Source organism: Pseudomonas sp. LPB0260 (genome assembly GCF_013388395.1).
Map to the genome: position 1 here is coordinate 1,077,636 of NZ_CP058247.1, position 23,524 is coordinate 1,101,159.

The 23,524-nt window shown below is 69.6% G+C and carries 18 protein-coding genes; 10 read left to right on the plus strand and 8 right to left on the minus strand.

The features are described from left to right. Positions 1-19: 19 nt before the first annotated feature. From LPB260_RS04610 to LPB260_RS04625, 4 genes are all read right to left on the minus strand, one after another. A complete protein-coding gene (locus tag LPB260_RS04610; protein ID WP_208707462.1) occupies positions 20-1,024 on the minus strand; it encodes an ArsJ-associated glyceraldehyde-3-phosphate dehydrogenase in 1,005 nt (334 codons plus the stop codon). 52 nt (positions 1,025-1,076) lie between these two features. After that, positions 1,077-1,433 carry a metalloregulator ArsR/SmtB family transcription factor gene (locus LPB260_RS04615; protein WP_208707463.1) on the minus strand — a complete coding sequence of 119 codons (357 nt, stop codon included), beginning with the start codon at positions 1,431-1,433 and terminating at the stop codon, positions 1,077-1,079. Positions 1,434-1,564: 131 nt separating this feature from the next. Continuing rightward, on the minus strand, positions 1,565-2,788 hold the full coding sequence (locus LPB260_RS04620) for a CaiB/BaiF CoA-transferase family protein (protein ID WP_208707464.1): 1,224 nt from the start codon (positions 2,786-2,788) through the stop codon (positions 1,565-1,567). Between the two features lie 145 nt (positions 2,789-2,933). Continuing rightward, the gene (locus tag LPB260_RS04625; RefSeq protein WP_208707465.1) at positions 2,934-4,112 is read right to left on the minus strand and encodes an acyl-CoA dehydrogenase; all 1,179 of its coding nucleotides are present in this window, start codon (positions 4,110-4,112) and stop codon (positions 2,934-2,936) included. Between the two features lie 191 nt (positions 4,113-4,303). Here LPB260_RS04625 and LPB260_RS04630 point away from each other — a divergent pair, with 191 nt between their 5' ends. The 10 genes from LPB260_RS04630 to LPB260_RS04675 all read left to right on the plus strand — a co-directional run bounded on the left by LPB260_RS04630 (position 4,304) and on the right by LPB260_RS04675 (position 13,589). Further along, the gene (locus LPB260_RS04630) at positions 4,304-5,212 is read left to right on the plus strand and encodes a LysR family transcriptional regulator (protein ID WP_208707466.1); all 909 of its coding nucleotides are present in this window, start codon (positions 4,304-4,306) and stop codon (positions 5,210-5,212) included. A 551-nt stretch (positions 5,213-5,763) separates the two neighbouring features. Next, positions 5,764-6,885, plus strand: coding sequence for a Re/Si-specific NAD(P)(+) transhydrogenase subunit alpha (locus tag LPB260_RS04635; RefSeq protein WP_208707467.1), 1,122 nt, complete (start codon positions 5,764-5,766; stop codon positions 6,883-6,885). 14 nt (positions 6,886-6,899) lie between these two features. Continuing rightward, positions 6,900-7,214, plus strand: a complete 315-nt coding sequence (locus LPB260_RS04640) for an NAD(P) transhydrogenase subunit alpha (protein WP_192328256.1) — start codon at positions 6,900-6,902, stop codon at positions 7,212-7,214. Positions 7,215-7,216: 2 nt separating this feature from the next. After that, positions 7,217-8,653 carry an NAD(P)(+) transhydrogenase (Re/Si-specific) subunit beta gene (locus tag LPB260_RS04645; RefSeq protein ID WP_208707468.1) on the plus strand — a complete coding sequence of 479 codons (1,437 nt, stop codon included), beginning with the start codon at positions 7,217-7,219 and terminating at the stop codon, positions 8,651-8,653. Positions 8,654-9,068: 415 nt separating this feature from the next. Further along, positions 9,069-9,284 carry a DUF1127 domain-containing protein gene (locus LPB260_RS04650; protein WP_208707469.1) on the plus strand — a complete coding sequence of 72 codons (216 nt, stop codon included), beginning with the start codon at positions 9,069-9,071 and terminating at the stop codon, positions 9,282-9,284. Positions 9,285-9,535: 251 nt separating this feature from the next. Next, on the plus strand, positions 9,536-9,742 hold the full coding sequence (locus LPB260_RS04655; protein WP_208707470.1) for a DUF1127 domain-containing protein: 207 nt from the start codon (positions 9,536-9,538) through the stop codon (positions 9,740-9,742). A 95-nt stretch (positions 9,743-9,837) separates the two neighbouring features. Beyond that, entirely contained in the window at positions 9,838-10,155 is a 318-nt protein-coding gene (locus LPB260_RS04660; RefSeq protein ID WP_208707471.1) for a DUF2388 domain-containing protein, read from the plus strand. A gap of 159 nt (positions 10,156-10,314) precedes the next feature. Beyond that, entirely contained in the window at positions 10,315-10,635 is a 321-nt protein-coding gene (locus tag LPB260_RS04665; RefSeq protein ID WP_208707472.1) for a DUF2388 domain-containing protein, read from the plus strand. Next, positions 10,632-12,584: a DUF4105 domain-containing protein gene (locus tag LPB260_RS04670; RefSeq protein ID WP_208707473.1), complete on the plus strand. Its 1,953-nt coding sequence runs from the start codon at positions 10,632-10,634 to the stop codon at positions 12,582-12,584. Before LPB260_RS04665 ends, LPB260_RS04670 begins: the two co-directional genes overlap by 4 nt. A 96-nt stretch (positions 12,585-12,680) precedes the next feature. Then, the gene (locus LPB260_RS04675) at positions 12,681-13,589 is read left to right on the plus strand and encodes an AEC family transporter (protein WP_208707474.1); all 909 of its coding nucleotides are present in this window, start codon (positions 12,681-12,683) and stop codon (positions 13,587-13,589) included. 9 nt (positions 13,590-13,598) lie between these two features. Here LPB260_RS04675 and LPB260_RS04680 read toward each other — a convergent pair whose 3' ends face one another. The 4 genes from LPB260_RS04680 to recC all read right to left on the minus strand — a co-directional run bounded on the left by LPB260_RS04680 (position 13,599) and on the right by recC (position 23,442). Next, on the minus strand, positions 13,599-14,372 hold the full coding sequence (locus LPB260_RS04680; protein WP_208707475.1) for an ABC transporter substrate-binding protein: 774 nt from the start codon (positions 14,370-14,372) through the stop codon (positions 13,599-13,601). 121 nt (positions 14,373-14,493) lie between these two features. Continuing rightward, positions 14,494-16,332, minus strand: coding sequence for an exodeoxyribonuclease V subunit alpha (gene recD / locus LPB260_RS04685; RefSeq protein WP_208707476.1), 1,839 nt, complete (start codon positions 16,330-16,332; stop codon positions 14,494-14,496). 103 nt (positions 16,333-16,435) lie between these two features. Beyond that, positions 16,436-20,143 carry a UvrD-helicase domain-containing protein gene (locus tag LPB260_RS04690; RefSeq protein ID WP_208707477.1) on the minus strand — a complete coding sequence of 1,236 codons (3,708 nt, stop codon included), beginning with the start codon at positions 20,141-20,143 and terminating at the stop codon, positions 16,436-16,438. Then, on the minus strand, positions 20,140-23,442 hold the full coding sequence (gene recC, locus LPB260_RS04695; RefSeq protein WP_208707478.1) for an exodeoxyribonuclease V subunit gamma: 3,303 nt from the start codon (positions 23,440-23,442) through the stop codon (positions 20,140-20,142). The genes LPB260_RS04690 and recC overlap by 4 nt, the downstream gene beginning before the upstream one ends. Positions 23,443-23,524: the final 82 nt, after the last annotated feature.

Sequence of the window (23,524 nt, forward strand, 5' to 3'; positions counted from 1 at the left end):
GCCCTTCCCGCCCCTGGGCTCAGCCGGCCAGACCGACCAGGCGCGCCAGTTCGGCGGTGCGGTTGGCGTAGCCCCATTCGTTGTCGTACCAGGCGTACAGCTTCACCTGGGTGCCGTTGACCACCAGGGTCGACAGCGCGTCGATGATCGAGGAGCGCGGATCGCTGCGGTAGTCGATGGACACCAGCGGCCGCTCCTCGTAGCCGAGGATGCCCTTGAGCGGGCCGGCGGCGGCGGCGGCGAGCAGGCCGTTGACCTCCTCCACGGTGGTGGCGCGCTCGACCTCGAACACGCAGTCGGTCAGCGAGGCGTTGGCCAGGGGCACGCGCACGGCATGGCCGTTGAGCTTGCCGCGCAGCTCCGGGAAGATCTCGGCGATGGCGGTGGCCGAACCGGTGCTGGTGGGGATCAGGCTCATGCCGCAGGCGCGGGCGCGACGCAGGTCCTTGTGCGGCTGGTCGAGGATGCTCTGGGTGTTGGTCAGGTCGTGGATGGTGGTGATCGAGCCGTGACGGATGCCCAGGTGCTGGTGGATCACCTTGATCACCGGCGCCAGGCAGTTGGTGGTGCAGGAGGCGGCGGTAACGATGCGGTGCTGCGCCGGGTCGAACAGGTCCTGGTTGACCCCCATGACCACGTTCAGCGCGCCGGCCTCCTTGACCGGGGCGCTGACCACCACGCGCTTGACCCCCTGGTCCAGGTAGGCCTGCAGCACGGCGACCGTCTTCATCTTGCCGCTGGCTTCGATCACCAGATCGCAGTCCGACCAGTCGGTGTCGGCGATGGCCTTGTTGGCGGTGACGCGGATGCGCTTGCCGCCGATCAGGATGCTGTCCCCGTCGGCCCCGGCCTCGTGCTGCCAGCGGCCATGCACCGAGTCGAAATTCAGCAGGTGGGCGTGGGTCGCCGGGTCGCCGGCCGGATCGTTGATCCGCACGAACTCCAGCTCCGGCCAGTCCCAGGCGGCGCGCAGGGCGAGGCGGCCGATGCGGCCGAAACCATTGATGCCTACTTTGATGCTCATGTGATGCTCCGGTGTGGATTGCAGTCGATTCGCTTGCCCGGCGGGGCGCCGCTCAGCAACAGGCCGCCGCCCGCTGCGGGCGCTCGCCCATGGTCTCGAGACGCTGGGCAGCGGGGCTGAGCCAGGGCCGATTGGCCTCCAGCGTGGTGCGCAGCAGCGCCTGCACCCAGTCTGGCAGCTCGGGATGCAGCCGATAGTAGACCCACTGCCCCTGACGCCGATCGGCCAGCAGGCCGGCGCTGCGCAACTGCGCCAGGTGACGGGAAATCTTCGGCTGGCTCTCGCCCAGGGCGCAGGTCAGCTCGCACACGCACAGCTCGCCCTCGCCCAGGATCAGCAGCATCAGGCGCGCACGGGTGTCATCGGCAAGGGATTTGAACAGGGCGGTCGGGGTCGGCTGGTCGGCCATGGCAGGGCTCGCAGGGGCGCCCGCCGAGGTCGGACGCCGAATATATATGGGTAACCGAATATATGAGTTCGCGCATATGCTGTAAAGCCTGCATCGCACCCGCTGCGCAGCGGCGCCGGTGGGCGTCCGCCTCAGATCACCCCGGCCGCGCGCAAGGCCTCGATCTGCTCCGCCGTCAGCCCCAGGTGCCGTTGCAGCACCTGCTCGGTGTGTTCGCCGAGCAGCGGCGGGGCGTTGCGGTACTCCACTGGCGTGGCCGACAGGCGCAGCGGGCTGGCCACCAGCGGCGTGCTGCTGCCCAGGCCATTGGGCAGCTCGATCTTCAGGCCGCGGGCCTGCACCTGGGGGTCGGCGAAGACCTGGGCCAGGTCGTTGATCGGTCCGCAGGGCACGCCGGCCTCCTCCAGCAGGGCGATCCATTCGGCGGTGCTCTTGAACACCGTGGCCTGGCGCAGCAGCGGGATCAACTCGGCGCGGTGGGCGACGCGGGCCTTGTTGGTGGAAAAAAGCGGGTCGTCGGCCAAAGCCGGAAGGCCGGCGACCGCGCAAAGCTTGCGAAACTGGCCGTCGTTGCCCACGGCGATGATGAAGTTGCCGTCGGCCGAGGGAAAATCCTGATAGGGCACGATGTTCGGGTGGGCGTTGCCCAGGCGCTGGGGCGCGACCCCGGTGTTCAGGTAGTTCATCGCCTGGTTGGCCAGGCAGGCCACCTGCACGTCGAGCAGGGCCACGTCGATATGCTGGCCGATGCCCGACTGCTCGCGCTGGTTCAGCGCGGCCAGCACGCCGACCGTCGCATACAGGCCGGTGAGGATATCGGTGAGGGCCACGCCGACCTTGACCGGGCCAGCGCCTTCCTCGCCTTCGGGGCGGCCGGTCAGGCTCATCAGGCCGCCGAGGCCCTGGATCATGAAGTCGTAGCCGGCGCGCTTGGCGTAGGGCCCGGTCTGGCCGAAGCCGGTGATCGAGCAGTAGATCAGGCGCGGGTTGAGCGCCTTCAGCGAGGCATAGTCGAGGCCATAGGCGGCCAGGCCGCCGACCTTGAAGTTCTCCAGCAGCACGTCGCAGTTCTGCACCAGTTCGCGCACGAGGCGCTGGCCCTCGGCCTGGGTGAAGTCCAGGGTCAGCGACTGCTTGTTGCGGTTGGCGCCCTGGAAGTAGGCCGCCTCGCGCGAGTCGTTGCCCTCGCCATCCTTGACGAAGGGCGGGCCCCAATGGCGGGTGTCGTCACCGCTGCCGGGGCGCTCGACCTTGATCACCTCGGCGCCGAGGTCGGCGAGAATCTGCCCGGCCCAGGGCCCGGCGAGCACACGGGACAGGTCGAGCACGCGGATATGGGACAGGGCGCCGGGCATGGAAACTCCGTAGGGTGCGCCACGCGCACCGACAACAAACAGGACGTGGGTTGGGTTAGCCGCCAGGCGAGCTAACCCTTAGGGCGATCTGATAGCGGCTGTGCGCAGCGCCGTCAAAGCGGGGTGCGCACGGCGCACCCTAGCTTCAGAAGAACGCCTGGATGCCGGTCTGCGCGCGACCGAGGATCAGCGCGTGGACGTCGTGGGTGCCCTCATAGGTATTCACCACCTCCAGGTTGACCAGGTGGCGGGCCACGCCGAACTCGTCGCTGATGCCGTTGCCACCGAGCATGTCGCGGGCCATGCGGGCGATGTCCAGGGACTTGCCGCAGCTGTTGCGCTTCATGATCGAGGTGATTTCCACCGCCGCCGTGCCTTCGTCCTTCATCCGCCCCAGGCGCAGGCAGCCCTGCAGGGCCAGGGTGATTTCGGTCTGCATGTCGGCCAGCTTCTTCTGGATCAGCTGGTTGGCGGCCAGCGGGCGGCCGAACTGCTGGCGGTCCAGGCAGTACTGGCGGGCGGTGTGCCAGCAGAACTCGGCGGCGCCCAGGGCGCCCCAGCTGATGCCGTAGCGGGCGGAGTTGAGGCAGGTGAACGGGCCCTTGAGCCCGCGCACCTCGGGGAAGGCGTTCTCTTCCGGGCAGAACACGTTGTCCATGACGATCTCGCCGGTGATCGAGGCGCGCAGGCCTACCTTGCCGTGGATCACCGGCGCGGAGAGGCCCTGCCAGCCCTTCTCCAGGACGAAGCCGCGAATCTCGCCGGCGTCATCCTTGGCCCAGACCACAAATACATCCGCTATTGGCGAATTGGTGATCCACATCTTGCTGCCGGACAGGCGATAGCCGCCGTCGACCTTCTTCGCCCGGGTGACCATGGCGCCCGGGTCGGAGCCGTGGTTCGGCTCGGTCAGGCCGAAGCAGCCGATGTATTCGCCGCTGGCCAGCTTGGGCAGGTACTTCTGCCGGGTCGCCTCGTTGCCGAACTCGAAGATCGGCACCATCACCAGGGAAGACTGCACGCTCATCATCGAACGGTAGCCGGAGTCGATGCGCTCCACCTCGCGGGCGATCAGGCCGTAGCTCACGTAGTTCAGCCCGCTGCCGCCGTAGGCCTCGGGAATGGTCGCGCCGAGCAGGCCGGTTTCGCCCATCTCGCGGAAGATCGCCGGGTCGGTCTGTTCGTTGCGGAAGGCTTCCAGCACCCGTGGCGCCAGCTTGTCCTGGGCGAACTGCTGGGCACTTTCGCGCACCATGCGCTCTTCTTCGGTCAGCTGCTGGTCGAGCAGCAGCGGGTCGATCCAGTTGAAACTTGCCTTGGCCATGCCGGGAACCTCGAGTGGGGTCGGTGACGCCGCAGGACGAGCGCCGCTCGCCTGCAACAGAGATGGCATTGATCCTAGGCGCCAATGGCAGGCCGGGCAAACGAGTTATTCGCACGCTGTTGTGCGGTTTTATCACTTCGCGATAGTTTTGATCGCCTAAACCAGCAGAATAAAGTGAGAGGGCCGCACAGATGCGCCGCAAGATCCCCAGCACCGCTGCCCTGGTCGCCTTCGAGTCGGCCGCCCGCCACCAGAGCTTCACCAAGGCCGCCGAAGAACTTGCGCTGACCCAGAGCGCGATCTGCCGCCAGGTCGCCAGCCTCGAGGAATTCCTCAACATCGAGCTGTTCCGTCGCTCGCGGCGCGGGGTCAAGCTGACCGAGGCCGGGCAGTCCTATGCCCGGCGGGTGGCCTCACAACTGGATGCGGTGGAGCGCGACACCCTGGCGGTAATGGGCCAGCAGGGGGCGATGAGCATCGAGCTGGCGGTGGTGCCTACCTTCGGCACCCAGTGGCTGCTGCCGCGGCTGAAGGACTTCCAGCGCCTGCACCCCCAGGTCACGGTCAACCTGACCAACCGCACCCGCCCGTTCCTGTTCGCCGACACGCCGTTCGATGCGGCGATCTACTTCGGCGACGCCGACTGGTCCGGCACCGACTCGCACCTGCTGATGCGCGAGAACCCCATGCCGGTGTGCAGCCCGGCGCTGCTCGCCGGGCGCCAGCAGCTGAGCGCCGAGCGGATCGCCGAACTGCCCCTGCTGCAGCAGACCACCCGCCCCTATGCCTGGCGCCAGTGGTTCGGCTCGCTGGGAATGAACGTGGCCAGGGACCTCAGCGGGCCGCGCTACGAGCTGTTCTCCATGCTCGCCCAGGCGGCCATGCACGAGATGGGCGTGGCCCTGATCCCGCCCTTCCTGATCCAGCGCGAGCTGGCCGAGGGCCGTCTGGTGCTGGCCCTGGAACATGCCTGCCGCAGCGACAAGGCCTATTACCTGATGATTCCCGAGCGCAAGGTGGAATCCGCCGCGCTGCAGAGCTTTCGGGACTGGCTGGTGGCCGAGGCGCGACATTATGCCGCGGCCAGCGACCTGCGATAGGGCTTTGCGCCGGGACCGCGCATGTAGTTAGGCTCTTGGGCGGCGACATCCTGTTTGCCGATTGCGTCATCGTCGCCAGCGCGGGGCCGCTGGACTCGGACCTGCAGCATAGTTGACCCCGTAGTCAGCAAATACTGGCGCTACACTTCGCCCCACCGCTACCCTTGCCGATGTTCGATTTCCTGCACAGAAAGGCTCGTCCAAGCCCCGACGATTCTGGGCTGACGATAAACGGACAGGAAAATGTCGCGCTCAGACAGCCGCGCCCACGGCAATGTCGCCATTATCTGAAAAAAACCGCCTGTACCGTCTGAAAGGCCCAGCCCATCGGCTGGCGCTCGGAAATGCAGAACAGCTGGTCACGCTATGACCTGTAGTTATCGCAAGGTTTTGCTCCAGAACTTCTTGAAGGCCTGGTGCTTCGCCTGCAAAATGCCGCGCCCGCCCCTTGAGAAGCGACTGCTCGGGCGGTTTTGTGCTGATCCTCCCCAATGCCCGCGTGCCACCCGCAGTGCGCCGGTCCACTAAAAAGATCACGCAGGAGAAAAGAAGTGCACATCGGTGTTCCTCTCGAAACCCAAGCCGGTGAGACGCGGGTGGCCGCGACGCCGGAGACCATCAAGAAGCTGATCGGCCAAGGCCATCAGGTAACCGTACAGAGCGGCGCGGGGGTCAGCGCCAGCATTCCGGACAGCGCCTACGCGGCCGTCGGTGCCTCGATCGGCAGCGACGCAGCGGCGTTCGGCGCCGACCTGGTGCTGAAGGTGGTGGCGCCGAGCGAAAGCGAGCTGGCGCACATGAAGACTGGCGCGGTGCTGGTCGGCATGCTCAACCCGTTCAGCAACGAAACCATCGCGCGGATGAACGCCCGCGGCATCACCGCCTTCGCCCTCGAAGCGGCGCCCCGCACCTCCCGCGCGCAGAGCCTCGACGTGCTGTCGTCGCAGGCCAACATCGCCGGCTACAAGGCCGTGATGCTCGCCGCCAACCACTACCCGCGCTTCATGCCGATGCTGATGACCGCCGCCGGTACCGTGAAGGCCGCCCGCGTGCTGATCCTCGGCGCCGGCGTCGCCGGCCTGCAGGCCATCGCCACGGCCAAGCGCCTGGGTGCGGTGATCGAGGCCTCGGACGTGCGTCCGGCGGTGAAGGAGCAGATCGAGTCGCTCGGCGCCAAGTTCGTCGACGTGCCCTTCGAGACCGATGAGGAGCGCGAGTGCGCCCAGGGCGTCGGCGGCTATGCCCGGCCCATGCCGCAGTCGTGGATGGAGCGCCAGGCCAAGGCCGTGCACGAGCGCGCCAAGCAGGCCGACATCGTCATCACCACCGCGCTGATCCCGGGCCGCAAGGCACCGACCCTGCTGCATGAAGCCACCGTGCAGGAGATGAAGCCCGGTTCGGTGGTCATCGACCTGGCCGCGGCCCAGGGCGGCAACTGCCCGCTGACCGTCGCCGAGCAGGTGGTCATCCAGCACGGCGTGACCATCGTCGGCCACAGCAACCTGGCGGCAATGGTACCGGCCGATGCGTCGGCGCTGTACGCGCGCAACCTGCTGGACTTCCTCAAGCTGGTCATCGACAAGGACGGCCAGTTCCACCTCAACCTCGAAGACGACATCGTCGCCGCGTGCCTGATGTGCCGCGACGGCCAGGTCGTCCGCAACAACGGCTAAGGGGAGACGCGCACATGGATATGATTTCCGATGGCATCTACAACCTGATCATCTTCGCCCTGGCGATCTACGTCGGCTACCACGTGGTGTGGAACGTCACCCCGGCCCTGCATACCCCGCTGATGGCGGTGACCAACGCGATTTCCGCGATCGTCATCGTCGGCGCCATGCTGGCCGCTGCCCTGACCGTCACCCCGCTGGGCAAGGCCATGGGCACCCTGGCCGTGGCCCTGGCCGCGGTCAACGTGTTCGGTGGCTTCCTGGTCACCCGACGCATGCTGGAAATGTTCAAGAAGAAGGCGCCGAAAGCGGCTGCGGAGAAGCACTGACCATGAGCATGAACCTGATCACTGTTCTCTACCTCGTCGCCTCGATCTGCTTTATCCAGGCGCTCAAGGGCCTGTCGCACCCGACCACCTCGCGGCGCGGCAACCTGTTCGGCATGGTCGGCATGGCCATCGCCATCGTTACCACCGTTGGCCTGATCTACAAGCTCGGCGCCGAGCTGGCCACCGCCGGCATCGGCTACGTCATCGTCGGCCTGCTGATCGGCGGCAGCGTCGGTACCGTCATGGCCAAGCGCGTGGAAATGACCAAGATGCCCGAGCTGGTCGCCTTCATGCACAGCATGATCGGTCTGGCCGCGGTGTTCATCGCCATTGCCGCCGTGGTCGAGCCACAGTCCCTGGGTATCGTCGCCGCCCTGGGCGATGCGATTCCCTCCGGCAACCGCCTGGAACTGTTCCTCGGCGCGGCCATCGGTGCCATCACCTTCTCCGGTTCGGTGATCGCCTTCGGCAAGCTGTCGGGCAAGTACAAGTTCCGCCTGTTCCAGGGTGCACCGGTACAGTTCGCCGGCCAGCACATGCTCAACCTGGCGGTCGGCCTGGCGATCGTCGGCCTCGGCCTGGTGTACACCTTTACCGGTGACCTCACCTCCTTCGCCATCCTGGTGGCCCTGGCCTTCGTCATCGGCGTGCTGATCATCATCCCGATCGGTGGCGCCGACATGCCGGTGGTGGTGTCGATGCTCAACAGCTACTCGGGTTGGGCGGCGGCCGGTATCGGCTTCTCGCTGAACAACTCGATGCTGATCATCGCCGGTTCCCTGGTCGGCTCTTCGGGCGCGATCCTCTCGTACATCATGTGCAAGGCGATGAACCGCTCGTTCTTCAACGTCATCCTCGGCGGTTTCGGTGGCGCGGCGGATGCCGCCGGTCCTGCCGGCGCCCAGGAAGCCCGTCCGGTGAAGTCCGGCTCGAGTGACGACGCCGCCTTCCTGCTGACCAACGCCGACAGCGTGATCATCGTTCCCGGCTACGGCCTGGCGGTGGCCCGCGCCCAGCACGCGCTGATGGAGCTGGCGGAGAAGCTGACCCATCGCGGGGTCAACGTGAAGTACGCGATCCACCCGGTTGCCGGCCGTATGCCCGGCCACATGAACGTGCTGCTGGCCGAGGCCGAAGTGCCTTACGAGCAGGTGTTCGAGATGGACGACATCAACTCCGAGTTCGGCCAGGCCGACGTGGTGCTGGTGCTCGGTGCCAACGACGTGGTCAACCCGGCGGCGAAGAACGATCCGAAGTCGCCGATCGCCGGCATGCCGATCCTCGAGGCCTACAAGGCCAAGACCGTGATCGTCAACAAGCGCTCGATGGCCAGCGGCTACGCCGGCCTGGACAACGAACTGTTCTACCTGGACAAGACCATGATGGTCTTCGGCGACGCCAAGAAGGTGATCGAGGACATGGTCAAGGCAGTCGACTGACCCGCCGCCAGCACTCGATGAAAAAGCCCGGCCCCGCGCCGGGCTTTTTCATGCCTGAGGGTTTTTCTCAAGCATTTCATAGAGATACAGAGCCGCACCGTTTCAGGTGCCGTTTTGCGTAAAAGCTGAACTCCAGGTCAGGCACACATAGCAGTCAATTTGAAACTGTACCTATAGATAGTCGCTGAATATCAGCTTAAAAATCAGATGAATCCACTGCCAATTTCACATAAACACGATATTTCACTTACGGCCGTTACAGTTTTTACCAAAACAACTGCAACAGTTACAAAGCGAGCTATCTAATAGCCGAACAATCAGTATCAGCTGTGACTACTGATTTATTGGCCAGGAGCGGAAAATGGCCTCCAGTCAAAACACTCTCTAGACCCGCCACAAGCGGAAGGATGTCACCATGGAACGTACACTCAGTTCCGACCTGTTCTACGACAACAGCACCGCCAACGCCGCCGGTTCCCAGCCCCTGCGTCTGCTCGCCAACCTGCTGCTGTGGCAGCGCCGCATCGTCAGCCGCCGCCAACTGGCGCGCCTGGATGCCCGCCTGCTGGCCGACGCCGGCATCAGCGAAAGCCAGCGCCAGGCCGAACTGCGCAAGCCGTTCTGGCGCTAAGCGCCGCGGCGAATAGCCGACCGCGCTCGCAGACAAGACCCGCCCACGCTCAGCGTCGGCGGGTCTTGTCGTTTCAGGACCAGGCATCCGGCTGCGGCGGTACAGTTGGCGCGGCCACCAGCAGAACAGATTCAATCAGCGCAATACTGGACCAGTACAATTAAACCCCGCTGTAGCTGCAAAGCGCTCCTCCACGGCGCGACCATGGTGCTCCATACCCCACCCCCGCCGGACGCGGGAAGGTCAGCGCCATGGAGCACACATTCAGCAGCACCTCACCGACCCGCCAGACCAGTCAGCCGCAATGGCTCAGCCAGCTGCGCGCCGCCTTCGCCCTCTGGCAGCGCAACGCCCGTACCCGCCGGCAGCTGGCCGCCCTCGATGACCGCCTGTTGTCCGACGCCGGCATCTCCCCGAGCGAGCGGCGCGGCGAGCTGGACAAGGCCTTCTGGCATTGAGCCGTGGTGCGGCGGGGGCGTCGCTGGGCTAGGCTTAGGGCGATCGCACACAGTCGATCGCCGAGCCTGGCGACGACTTCTCGGGAGTCCGCACCATGAACCCCATTGCTCTATTCGGCCTGAGCGCGCTGCTGCTGATCAGCGGCGGTGCGGCGGCCTCCAGCTTCGTCGGCACCACCGATGCCATCGGCAATGCCCTGGTGGGCACCTTGGACGCCAGCTCGGATGCCACCTCCTCGTTGCGGGATGACAAGGTGGTACTCGACGCCCGCGACGACGCGGCCAGCTTCGTCGCCAGCGCCGGACAGATCCGCGGCGTGCACCTGGAAGCGGCTCTGGCGCACATCCGCCAACAGCACCCCACGCTGCTGGCCGATGACCTGCAACTGGCCAGGGCCATCCTCAGCCTCTGAATCCGCTTCGCCCCCCTCTCGGGCACCGCAGCAGCCGTGCCGCGATGCCTCTGGCCGGGCGACACGCATTCGGCTAGCCTTGCCGCCGCCAGGCTGGCGCTGGAACCGCGCCCGCCGCCCCGCGTCCAATAACCACCGCTCGCCTCCCGGAGATCCTCCATGCATCGCCCGCTGCTTGCCGCCTTTGCCTGCCTCGCCCTTTCCGTCGGCAGCGCCCAGGCGCAGACCCTGGTCGCCACCAGCAACATCCTGGTCCGCGCGCTGGATCGCAGCCTCGACTTCACCTCGGACACCACCACCTCGATCCGCGACATGAAGGTCGTGATCGAAGCCCGCGACGACGCCGCCAGCTTCGTCGCCAGCCAGGGCGCGATTCGCGGCGCCCATCTGCAGGCGGCGCTCGTCGCCATTCGCAGCCGCGTGCCCGAAGCCCAGGCCGCCTCCGACCTGGAGCTGGCCGAAGCCATCCTGGCGCAGTGAACATCCTGCGCGGCTGGCTGCTGGCCCTGACGCTGCTGGCCAGCGGCGTCGGTCACGCCGCGCTAAGCCTGGCGCTGGAGGGCGACGCGCTCGACAGCGGGCAGCGCCAGGCCAGCCTCGACCTGCTCAACGAAGCCGTCGCCGCCTTGCCCCCGCGCCTGCTTCAGGGGCTCGACCGCCGCGTGGCGGTGCGTTGGCGCGAGATGCCGCGACAGGTCTACGGTCGCGCCGGACGCTTCACCGGCATCGAGCTGAACGCCGCGCTGCTGCCGGCCCTGAGCGACGGCAGCGCTGCCCGCGCGTCCAGCGGGCGCAGCCACGGCACCCTGCGCCGCGAACTGCTGGCGACCCTGGTGCACGAGCTCGCCCACCTGTACGACCGCGCCCGCCTCTGGCCAGCCGCCGAACGCCGCCAGCTGCAACGCTGCCGCCGCCTCGCCGCCAGCCTTGGCCCGGTCGGCCAGCCAGCCGACTGCCGCGGCCAGGCGGCCCGGCGCTTCACCCTCAGCGACGATCCCTACCTGCTCGACCTGGCCGGCTGGCCGCAGCGGGTCGGCAGCCGCGGCCAGCGCGAGCGCGACAACGCCCAGCTGGCGCGTAGCCCGGATGTCTACGAGCTGCGCAATCCGCGCGAGTACGTAGCAGTGAACCTCGAGTACTTCCTCCTCGACCCCGGCTACGCCTGCCGCCGGCCCTCGCTGGCGCGCTACTTCCGTGCCCATTTCGCCTGGACGCCGCCGCACTCCCAACCCTGCGCCAACGGCTACGCCTACCTCAACGCCGGCCGCGATTTCGCCCGACAGCCCCTGGCCAGCCTGGACCCCGAGCGGGTCTACCAGGTCGACTACCTGCTCGCCGAGGCCAACCAGGCCTGGGCCAGCCGCTGGGGCCACAGCATGCTGCGCCTGGTGATCTGCGCCCCCGGCCGGCCGCGGGGGCCGGCCTGCCGGCTGGACCTCGACCAGCACCTGGTGCTGTCCTACCGCGCCTTCGTCGGCGACCTGCAACTGTCCACCTGGGACGGCCTGACCGGCGCCTACCCCTCGCGGCTGTTCGTCCTGCCCCTGGCCCAGGTGATCGAGGAATACACCAAGGTCGAGCTGCGCAGCCTCGCCTCGGTGCCGCTCAAGCTCGAGCGCGCGCAGCTGGAGGCGCTGGTCACCCGCGCCGCCGAGCAGCACTGGAGTTACGACGGCGACTACTACTTCATCGCCAACAACTGCGCGGTGGAGACCCTCAAGCTGCTGCGCAGCGGAATCCAGACCCCGGCGCTGCAAGCCTTCGACAGCATCCTGCCGAACGGCCTGCTCGACGGTTTGGTCGCGCGCGGGCTGGCCGAGCCGAGCGTGCTCGACAATCCGCGCGAGGCCCTGCGCCTGGGCTATCGCTTCGACTCCTTTCGCGAACGCTACCAGGCCATGTTCAAGGTGCTGGGCGAGCGCCTGCCGATCAGCCAGCGGCGGGTCGAGGACTGGCTGCAGCTGCCCGCCGCGGAGCGGCGCGCCTGGTTCGCCCGCGCCGACCTGCGCGCCAGCGCCGCCCTGCTGCTGCTGGAGCAGGCGGCCCTGCGCCGCCAGCTGCTGCTGGCCCAGGACCAGCTCAAGCAGCGCTATCTGGGCGAGCCCGGCAGCGCCGAGCCGAGCCTGCAGCGGGCCGGCGGCGCGCTGCAGCAGATCCTCGCCAACAGCGGCTTTCTCAGCCGCCCGGCGGAACTGCTCGACGGCGGCTACGGCCTGCCCCAGGCCGGCGAGTGGCAACGCCTGCAGACCGAGAGCCAGGCCCGCCAGCAACAGTTGCGCCGCCTCAGCGACGACCTCGACCGCGAGGTGCGCCAGTTGCTGGAGCCGGCGCTGCTGGCCGAACTGCAGGCCGCCGAGGCCAATCTGGGCGAACTGCGCAGCCGGCTGCGCGCCCTGCACGAGGCCGGCGGCGGCCTGCAACTGCCCTGAAGCCGGCCACCCTCACGGCCTGCCGCCAGCGACAGCGGCCTTGCGCCGCCGCGCGCCCCTGGCCAATATGGCCGCTTTTCTGCGGACGAGGCTGTCGTGCTGGAGTTGCTGCTGGCCCTGTGGCCCCTGTTTGCCTTGATCGTCGCCGGCTACTACCTGCGCCGCTGGGCGTTTCCCAACGAAGCCTTCTGGCCCGGCGCGGAGCGGCTGAACTACTTCATCCTGTTCCCGGCCCTGCTGTTCAGCAGCCTGGCCAACGCGCCGCTGGACAACCCGGCGCTGCCGCGCCTGGCCCTGGCGGTGATGCTCGCCCTGGGCATCGCCTGGCTGGCCCTGCTGCTCACGCGCCGTCTGCGCGGCTGGCGCGCCGCGCGTTTCGGCGCCTTTACCCAGGGCGCCCTGCGCTTCAACACCTACCTGGGCCTGGCCGCGGTGGCCAGCCTGTTCGGCCAAGAAGGCCTGACCCTGGCGGCGCTGATGCTGGCGCTGATGGTGCCGACGGTAAACGTGCTGTCGGTCTGGTCGCTGACCGCCGAGCGCGGCGTCAGCGCCCGCAGCCTGCTGCTGCCGATCCTCAAGAACCCGCTGATCCTCGCCTGCCTCGGTGGCGCCCTGGTCAACTTCGCGGGCCTCGGCCTGCCCGGCGGCACCGGGCGACTGCTCGGCCTGCTGGCGGCCGCCAGCCTGCCGCTGGGCCTGTTCTGCGTCGGCGCGGCGCTGAAGCCCGAGCAACTGGGTGGGGAGATTCCGGCCCTGGGCTGGAACAGCCTGCTACGGCTGCTGGCGATGCCGCTGCTGGCCTGGGCGGTGGCCTACGGCCTCGACCTGCCGGCCGTGGAAAGCAGCGTGCTGGTGCTGTTCTTCGCCCTGCCGACGGCGCCGACCGCCTATGTGCTGACCCGCCAGCTGGGCGGCGACAGCCAGCTGATGGCCGGCCTGATCACCCTGCAGACCCTGCTGGCGGCGGCCAGCCTGCCGCTGGTGCTGATGCTGCTGGCGGCCTGAACCCAGGGCTCAGCGTTGAGCCTGGCGGTCGCGGGCCTCGAGATAGCTCCCGAGCAGGCGTTGGAAGCGGTCGCCATCGCGAAACCGCGCCAGGCTCTTATTGATGGTCTGCAGCAGTTGCTCGGCGTGCGGGTGTTCACGCGAAACGATGACATGCAGGCTGGTCTCGCCGAAACTGCCCTGCGAGCGGCGAAAGCGGCTGGCGGGCTGACCGGTGGCGCTGAGCGCGGCGGCCCCAATGGGGCCATTGGCGATGAAGAAATCGTCGCGCCCGAGCAGCAACAGCCGGGCGCATTCGTTCAAGCCCTTGGGTGCATGACGAATCATCCGGCGCTGCTCGACCAGTGCCTGAATCGCAACGGGCAGTTGCCAGCCGAGCGGATAGCACAAGCGCGCGCCATTCAGGGTCGACAGGTCGTCGACCTCGTAGGCGGTGCCGGCCCGGCTGAACAGGTGCTGCCTGACCATCAGCAGCGGTTCGGAAAACAGGAAATGCTCGGCCAGCGCCTCAGAGCGTAGATAAGGGAAGGTGGCATCGTACTTGCCCTGCTGGGTCATCTGCAGACCGCGGCTCCAAGGCAGCCAATCGAGGCTGATGGCGACGTGCTCCTGGCCCAGGGCCTGCTCGACCATCTGCGTTAGCAGGCCCCCACCGGGCAGCTCCTGGCTGGTGAAGGGGGCATAGCCGTCCCCGGTGACTAGGCTCACCTTGTCGACCTCGGCCCACACCGCGCCGCAGAAACACAGACTCAACAAGCCGCTACACAGCACACGACCCCGCATAACCCTGCACTCCTCGAAACCATCGGGCAACGAACCCGCCAGCCGGCAGAGTCCGTTCGTATCGCTCGAGTGTACGCACCATTCCTCGCCGCCCCCATCGACCGAAGTGCTGATACTGCGATCAGTCGAACAAACCCAGCTGACCGGTGGCCACGACTGTCGACTCCTCTGCCGGGGTCGCGGGGCGCCGCGCCAGGCGCTCGGCCAAGCCCGCCGCCCGCTCGGCGCGGGTCGCTACCGCCTCGCCGAGGCGCGGGGCCAGACCCCAGATCTCCACCCGCTGCTTGGCCCGGGTGATGCCGGTGTAGAACAGGCTGCGGGTCAGCAGCGGGCTGGGCTGCTCGGGCAGCGCCAGCAGCACCTCGGTGAACTCCGAGCCCTGGCTCTTGTGCACCGTCATGGCGAAGGCGCTGTCGTGGCTGGGCAGGCGTGCCGGGGCGAAGGGGCGGAAGCCGTCCTCGCCTTCGCCCTCTCCTTCGAAGAAGACCCGCAGACCGTGCTCGCCGTGCAGGCAGATGCCAATATCGCCATTGAACAGGCCCAGGGCGTAGTCGTTCTGCCGCACCATCACCGGCCGCCCGACGTACCAGCGATCGCGGCTGGCGACCTGGGCGCGACGCTTGATCCGCGCCTCCAGCGCCTCGTTGATGCCGCTCACCCCCCAGGCCCCTTCGCGCTGGGCGCACAGGGCGCGGAAGGCATTGAAGGCGGCGAAGGCCGCGGCCGGATCGCCACTCCGCGCGGCGCCGAGAAAGGGCGCGTAGCCCTGCTCCAGGCGCTCGAGCAGGGCCTGCGGAGTCGGCTCGGCGATCCACGCCAGGTCGCCACGATTCTCCCGCAACAGGCCGAAGGTGCCGGCGACATCGCCGCCGTTGATCCGTCGCGCCAGTTCGCCGATGCCGCTGTCGCCGGCGAAGCGGTGGCTGTGGCTCAGCAGCACCACCGCATCGCCCAGGGCCGAGGTGGGTTGCTCCACCGCCACCTGCTGGCCGGTGATGCGCTCGAGCTCGGCCGCCGCCTGGGCATCGAAGCCGCGGCCCTCGCACAGTTCGGCGAACACCGCGCCGGCCTCCACCGCCGCCAGCTGGTCCTTGTCGCCGAGCAGGATCAGCCGGGCGCCGGGCGGCAGGGCATCGACCAGCTTGGCCATCAGCGCCAGGTCGACCATCGAGGCCTCGTCCACCACCAGCACATCCAGGGCCAGGGGGTTGCCGGCGTGATGGCGCACGGCAGGGGTATCACCACGGCTGCCGAGCAGGCGGTGCAGGGTGCGCGCCTCTTCCGGCAGGGCCGCCTTGATCGCCTCGTCAACCGGCAGCGCCGCCTTGGCGCCGCGGATCGCCTCGGCCATGCGCGCCGCGGCCTTGCCGGTGGGTGCGGCCAGGCCGATGGCCAGGCGCTGGTCGCCCTGCTCCAGCAGCGCGGCGAGCAGGCGCACCACGGTGGTGGTCTTGCCGGTGCCGGGCCCCCCGGAGATCACCGCCAGGCGCCGGCGCACCGCCTGGGCGGCGGCCAGGCGCTGCCAGTCGGGTTGCTGGCTGTTGAAGGCGAACAGCCGCGCCAGGCTCTCGCCCAGGCGGGCCTCATCCACCGCCGGGCGATCGCCGGCGCGGCTCAGCAGCTGCTCGGCCAGGCGCCGTTCGTAGGCGTGATAGCGCGCAAGATACAGGCGCTCGCCGTCGAGGATCAGCGGGGTGAAATCGCCCGCTGCGCCGACCAGGGACGAGGCCTCGAGGCGCTTGCGCCAGTCGTCCAGGGCCGGCAGCACGCAGTCATGCTCGGGCCAGGGCCGCCGGCCGGCCAGGCGCGCCAGCGGCAGGCACACGTCGCCCTCGTCCAGGGCGCTGCACAGCAGCGCCGCGGACAGCAGCACCAGCGGCTCGGCGTCGGCCTCGAGGCGCCGCAGGCTGTCGACCAGGGCGCGCTCCAGCGGGCCCAAAGGCAGGTCATCGAGGTTCATGCAACCCTCCTATCGGGTGCCGCGGGGCCGCTTGGGCGATGCACAGTGAAAACGCCTGCAGTGGTGCGCGCGGCGCACCCTACGGCTTGAATGCGCTCGGGCATCAGTGCAAACCCTCGAACAGTCGATCCAGGGCGTCCAGCAGGCTGTCGGCCGGGCGGGCGAAATACACCCCGGCCTGTGGCATGCCGCGCAGGAACAGGTAATAGGCGCCGCCGAGCTGGCTGTCGTCGAAGTCGGCCAGGCGCTGGCGCAGGAAGCGCCGCAGCGCCACCAGGTAGATCAGGTACTGCAGGTAGTAGTGCTCGCCGGCCAGGGCCTGCACCAGCCGCTCACCCTGGTAGTAGCTGGCATCCGGGCCGAGCCAGTTGGACTTGTAGTCGGCGATGTACCAGCGCCCGTCATGCTCGAAGGTCAGGTCGATAAAGCCCTTGAGGAAACCCTTGAGGTCGTCGAACTCCAGGCGCGCGGCGGCCTCGCGCATCGCCGTCGGCAGGCCATGGTCCGGGTCGGCGAGTATCGCCCGCAGGCGTTGCACCGACAGATTCGCCACCGGGAAGGTGAAGCCCAGCTCGGGCAGGCGCCGCGTCGGCTCCAGGGCGGACAGGCGCAGGCCGTTGCCGTCCAGGTCGGCGTCGAGCACCGTCTGCAGCTGCGCGATCGCCACCTCGCGCCAGTCACTGCTGATCCCGTGCCCGCTCAGCGCCGGCTCGACCAGCTCGCTCAGCGCGCCCTTGCCCCGCGCCCAGTCCTCGAGGATGGCGTGCAGGCAGGTGCCGGCACGGGCGCCGCGGGGGAAGGCGAAGAAGCCGCTGCCCGGCTCGCCGGCATCCGGCATGACCAGGCCGTCGCGGTCCGGCGCCTCCAGGTGCAGGCCGGCGGCCAGGCCGGAGAAACTGCCGATGCGCCAGGCACTGTGCAGGCTGCGCTGCAGGCTGGCCAGGCCCTGCGGGGCCGGCGCGCGGCGCTCGCCGGCGGCGCTGGCCTCCTGTTCGAGCAAGGGCTGCAGGGCCATCTTGCCGGCGCTGGCGGCGACCAGCGCCTCGAGCTCGCCGCGCAACGCCGCCGGGCCCAGCTGTTGCAGGTGCGCCGCCAGTTCGCCCAGGGCATCCTCGCCCGGCAGCTGGCGACCGTGCAGCAGCCAGGCCAGGGCGCTGCTGTGCAGGCCCTCCTCGCCGAGGCTGCCGTCCTTCTTCGCCTTGCAGTCCACCGGCCCCCAGTGCAGCCACAGGCGATCGCGGGCCCGGGTCAGAGCCACGTAGGTCAGGCGCAGGCGCTCGGCGAAACGCTCCTGGCGGGCGCGCTGGCGATGTTCGTCGAGCCGTTCGCCGCCGAGGTCGAGTAGCGGCGTGCCGTCGTCGGCGTGGCAGCTGATGTCCTCCTGCTTGCGCAGCAGGGCGCCGTCCCACAGGAAGGGGCAGAACACCAGCGGATACTCCAGGCCCTTGGAGGTGTGGATGGTGACGATCTGCACCCGCTCGGCATCGCTTTCCAGGCGCAGCAGGGCATCCTCGCCATGGGCCTCGGCGCGGCGCTGGTCGTCAAACCAGGCGAGCAGCTGCTCCAGGCCCGGGCGCTGCAGGCTCTCGGCCTGCAGCAGCTCGGCCAGGTGCAGCAGGTTGGTCAGGCGGCGCTCGCCATCGGCCAGGGCCAGCAGGCGTTCGGCCACCCGCTGCTCGTCGAGCCAGGCGCGGAAGGCGCGCATGAAACCCTGCTGCTGCCACAGCTGGTGGTAGCGTTCGGCGGCCTCGCGCTCCTCGTCCCAGGCCCGCGCGTCGTCCTGGCAGGCGGCCAGGTCGCGGGCGCTGCGGCCCAGCAGGCGGGTGGCCAGGGCATAGCGCAGGGCGCCCTCGCGGCCCGGTTCGGCATAGGCGGCGAGCACCGCGGCCAGGGCCTCGGCCTCCTCGCTGTGCCAGACGTTTTCCTTGCCGCGGCGCACGCTGGGCACCCCCCGCGCGGCCAGCTCGGCGGCCACCTCGGCGGCCTGGCGATGGCTGGCGACCAGCACGGCGATATCGCCGCCGGCCAGCGGAGTCCGCTTAAAGCTGCTGCGCCCCGCGATAGCTGCGTCAGGTTCTCGCACCAAGCTCGCCGTACCTTCAGTACTGTCTCGCTTGTCGCTGCGATCCTTCCTTGCTCTCACGGTGCTCGCGACGCTTTGCACGGACTCCGCAGGGTTCTCTTCTTCGAAATAAGCCTCGCCGCGGCCGCTGGCCGCCAGCACGGCGGCGATCCGCCGCGCCGTGTCGCGGGCCGCCAGGGCGCCGGCCTGGCCCTTGCCGAGGTGTTCGTCGTCCAGCCAGACCAGCGCCAGCGGCGCCGCCTGGTCCTCGTCCGGCAGCACCAGCCGCGGCCGCGGCCGCGGGCTGGCGCCGACCGGCGGATACTCCAGGCCCGGCTCGGCGAAGGGCATGGGGCGGTCGAACAGCTGGTTGAGCGCGGCGATCAGTTCGGGGGTGGAACGGTGGTTGGTGGCCAGGCTGTACTGGCGCGCCGCCTCGCGCCGCGCCTGCAGGTAGGTGGCCAGGTCGGCGCCGCGGAAGGCGTAGATGGCCTGCTTGGGGTCGCCGACGAAGCACAGGTCGCCGCCCTGGCTGCCGCCCGCGTCGCCGGCCGCGTCGGGGCTCGAATAGATGCGCCGGAAGATCTGGTACTGGATCGGGTCGGTGTCCTGGAACTCGTCGATCAGCGCCACCGGATACTGCGCGCGCAGGGTGCCGGCCAGGTGCTCGCCGCCCTCGCCATAGAGCGCCTGCTGCAGCTTGTTGAGCAGGTCGTCGAAGGCCAGCAGGCGCTGCGCCGCCTTGCGCTGCGGCAGCTGCTGGTTGAGCTGGCCGATCAGCCGCACCTGCAGGTCGATCAGCCGCTGCTCGGCCTGCGGGCGCGCCGCCTCCAGCGCCTCGCAGAGCCCCTGCAAGGCATCGCCCAGCGGGCTCGGCGGCAACGCCGCGCCCTTCTTGCAGGCCTTGAGCAAGCCCTCGCGGGACAGCCGCGGCAGCGCGTCGAGGCCGGCGAACAGCGCGGCGGCGTCGCTGAAATAGCCGTCCAGCGCCTGCTGCCAGGCGCCCAGCTTGGTCGCGTCGACCATGTTGCCCTTGAAGCCGTCGAAGGCCTTGAGCCGCTCCAGCCACTCGCCGCTGTCACGCTGCCAGGCGGCGCGCGCCTGCTGCCAGGCGGCGCGCAGGCTACCGAGGTCGCTGGATGCACCCGGCGCCGGCTCGATGCGCAGGTAGGGCTTGCCCAGGTGGCTGCGCAGGCGCTGGCGCAGGCGCTGCGGGGTGAGCTTGTGCTGCACCAGGAAGGCCGCCCACTCCGGTTCGGCCAGCGCCAGCTCATGGCGCCAGAGATCGGCGAGCAGGGCGTCGAGCACCTCGCGGTCGTCCTGGGTCAGCTCGTTGTCGAAATCGCCGCCGGCCTCGAAGGCGGCATCCTGCAGGGCGCGCTGGCAGAAGCCGTGGATGGTGAAGATCGCCGCCTCGTCGAAACCGTGCACCGCCAGGAGCAGGCGGCGGTGGCTGGCGTCATCCGGGTACTGGGCGTGCAGGCGGTTGAGCAGCTCGTCCGCGCCGGGCCCCTGCTCGTAGACCGCCAGCAGTTCGGCCAGGCGCCGGCGGATACGCTCGCGCAGCTCGGCGGTGGCCGCGGTGGTGTAGGTGACCACCAGGATCTGCGCCACCGACAGCCGCTTCTCCAGCAGCAGGCGGGCGTAGAGCGCGGTGAGGGTCCAGGTCTTGCCGGTGCCGGCGCTGGCCTCGATCAGCGAGCGGCCGGCGAAGCTGTCCTGCAGCAGGTCCAGGGTGGCGCTGCTCATGCGTCGTCCTCCTCGCCCTGCAGGGCATCCAGGGCCGGGCCGTAGAGTTGCTCGGCCAGGGCCTCGAAACGTTCGTCGAGCGGCTCGCGGTCGCGGAAGGCCAGGGCGTTCCAGGGGTCCTGGCTCTCGCCGGTCATGAAGTCGTTGCCCTGCCACATGAGCCGCGCCTCGCTGCGCGCCGCGTCGATCGGTTCCTTGCGCCCGGGCTTGCGCCATTTCTTGGCGAAGCCGTAGCTGCACTTGGCCAGCACCGGCAGCGGCTCGCACAGCGCCGACTTGTAGGCCTCCAGCCAGGGTTCGAGCAGCTGCCGGGCATCGGCCAGCGGCCCCAGGCGCCATTCGCTCTTGGGCGACAACAGGCGGCTGTCACGGGCGATGCCCGGGCTGGCGGCGCAGTTGAGCAGCAGGTGGCGCAGCCAGAACGGCGCCAGCTCCCAGGCGCCGAGATCGCGCAGGCGGTAGTCGAACAGGCCGTCGGGCGTGACCCCGTCGAGCCAGCCGTGGATGCGCACGCCCGCCAGTTCGAGGTCGACCAGCAGCGGTTGCGCCACGTCGTCGGGACGCTCGTCGAACAGGGTCGGGGCGAAGGCGCGGATCGGCCCGCGGATCTGCCCCCAATGGGCCTGGCCCAGCTCGCCCACCGGCAGCCAGCCCGAGGCGGCCGCCACCGCGCGTTCCTCGGCCTCGCTCCAGCCCCGTTCGATGGCCTGCAGCGCCAGCTGGCGCAGGCCATGGGTGCTGGTCCACTCGACGCTGAACGGCTCGTCGCCGGCCAGGGCTTCCTCGCTCTGCGCCAGGCGTAGGCCGAGGCGTTGCTCCAGCAGGTAGCGCGCCGGGTGCTTGAAGCAGTGGATCAGCTGGCTGGGCTCCAGGGTCAGCGGATCGCCGCCCGGCCCGTCCGGACCGGGCGCGGGCAGGGCGCTGGCGAAGGGCTCGGGCTGCGCCTGCACCGGCTCGCTGAGGCGCTGGGCGGCGCGGAACCACGACGCGGCGAAGCCGGCCCGGCGCCCGGCGGCGAAGTTGTCCGGGGCGAAGGGCTGCAGCGGGTGTTCGAGGGTGATGTGGGCACTGGCGGCGCCGCCGTCGGCGCACGCGGCGGTGAGGTCGACCACCTCCAGCAGCTCGCAGACCAGCACCGAGGGCGGCAGTTCGGCGTTGCTGCGCGGGTCGCGGCCGACGTAGCTCAGGTACAGGCCGCCGCGCGCCGAGAGCAGGGTCTCGAGCAGCAGGTAGCGGTCGTCCAGGCGCCGCGCGCGGTCGCCGCGCCGCGGCTTCTGGGCGATCAGGTCGAAGCCGGCGGCCGGAGTACGCCGCGGCAGGGCGCCGTCGTCCAGGCCGAGCAGGCAGACCTGGCGGAACGGCAGGCTGCGCATCGGCACCATGGTGCAGAAAGTCACCGCGCCGGAGAGAAAGCCCGAGGCGCCGCTGCCCTGCTCCAGCGCGGCGGTCAGCTGCTGGCGCACCAGGGCCAGCTCCAGCGGCCGCTCGATGCCGGCCGCCTCGGCCTGCTCGGCCAGCGCCGCGCAGGCCTTGGACAGCAGCAGCAGGGTATCGCCGGCCTCGCGTTCGTCGAACAGCGCGTCGACCAGCGCCACCAGGGTCTGCGCCCACTCGGCCAGCGGCCGCGGCCGCTGCAGGTCCCGGGCCAGGGCGGCGAGGCGCTCGACGAAGGCGGCCAGGCGCCCGAGCAGCTGGGCGCGCCCGCCTTCCAGGGCATCCAGCGGCCAGCTGTCGCCGAGCAGCGGCGCGCCCTCACCGGCCAGCTGCGGCGGGGCGGCGAAGCCCAGCAGCAGGCGGTCCAGGCCCTGGCGCCAGGTGAAGGCGGCATCGGCCGGCAGGCCGAGCTGGGCGCGGTGGCCGGCGTCGCGGCCCCAGCGCACGCCGGCCTCGCGCAGCCAGTCGCGCAGCAGGCTCAGGTCCTCGGCCTCGATGCCGGCGCGGCGGGCGAGGGCCGGCTGCTCCAGCCAGCCCAGCACTTCCTCCGCGGTGAAACGGCTGTCGGGCAGGGCGAGCAGGCCGAGGAAGGCCTCGATCAGCGGGGTTTCCGCGCGCAGGCTGCGGTCGGCCAGGGTGAAGGGAATATACGCCGCGCCACTGCGTCCCACGGCTTCGCGGGGGGCGCCGCCTCTGGCGGAGAAGACCGCCTCGATATAGGGGGCGTAGCGCTCGATGTCCGGGGTCAGCACCACCACCTGGTCCGGGGTCAGGGCCGGGTCGGCGGCGAAGCGGGTCAGCAGCTGGTCGTGGAGGATTTCCACCTCGCGCAGCGGCGAGTGGGCGATGTGCACCTCCAGCGAGCGGTCGTCCTCGCGCAGCAGCAGGCGCTCCTCGGGGGCGCGGGTGCGCAGGCGCAGGATGTCGTTCTGCAGGGCCTGCAGCAGGCTGCCATCGTGCAGGTCGGCGTCTTCCGAGTAGATGCCGGTTTCCTCGGCGCCCTCGCTGGAGGCCAGGGCGAACAGCGAATCGAAGAAGTCCCGGCCCTGCTTGCCCAGGCTGGCCAGCAGCGGGTGGCCGACGTCCAGGTACCAGTCGTCCGGGCTGGCCTCCGGCTGTTTCGCCAGCTCGCGGATGTCGCGGATCTCGCCCCAGGCCTCGCGACAGGGGTTGAGGGCGAACACCACCACTTGCGTGTGCCGCGCCAAACCGTCGAGCACGCGCAGGTGGTGTGGTGCCAAGGCGCTGATACCGAACAGCAGCAGGCGCTCGGGCAGCCCGGCGATGGGCTCATCGGCGTACAGGCGACGCAGCAGCTCCTCGAGCAGGCGGGCGCGGTGCGGGTGTCCATCGCGGGTCAGCTCGCGCCACAGCAGGGCCTGCCAGGCTTCGTCCGGGCCGAGGCCGAGCAACTCGTTGCGCTCCCAGGCGGCCAGCCAGTCGTCGCGGTACAGCAGGTACTGGTCGAACACGTCGGCGATCTTGCCGGCCAGCGACAGCCGCCGGCGCTCGTCGCCGCCCTCCAGGTAGTGCGCCAGGCGCGGCGCCTCGGCCAGCCGGGCCGGCTCGCACAGCCAGTCGTAGAGCCGCCAGGTCAAGGTGGCGGGGGAGAATGCCGACTGCTCCGGCAACTGGCCGAGCACCTGGCGCGACAGCTCCCAGACGAACTTGGCCGGCAGCTGCACGTCCAACTGCATGGCGATGCCCTGCTTGCGCGCCAATTCCAGGGTCAGCCAGCGGCCGATGCCCTGGCTCGGCACCACCACCTGGGCGGCGGCGAACGGCTCGCGCAACGGTTGCGCGAGCAGGGTGGTGGCCAGTTCGCCGAGGGTTTCCAGGTCGGGGGCATGGTAGAGGCTGAGCATCGGGCAGGGTCGCTTCCGTTCAATCGGGCTAGGTTACCAGTTCGCCCAGCGTGCCGGGGTCGGCCGACAGCTTGTGTCGCCG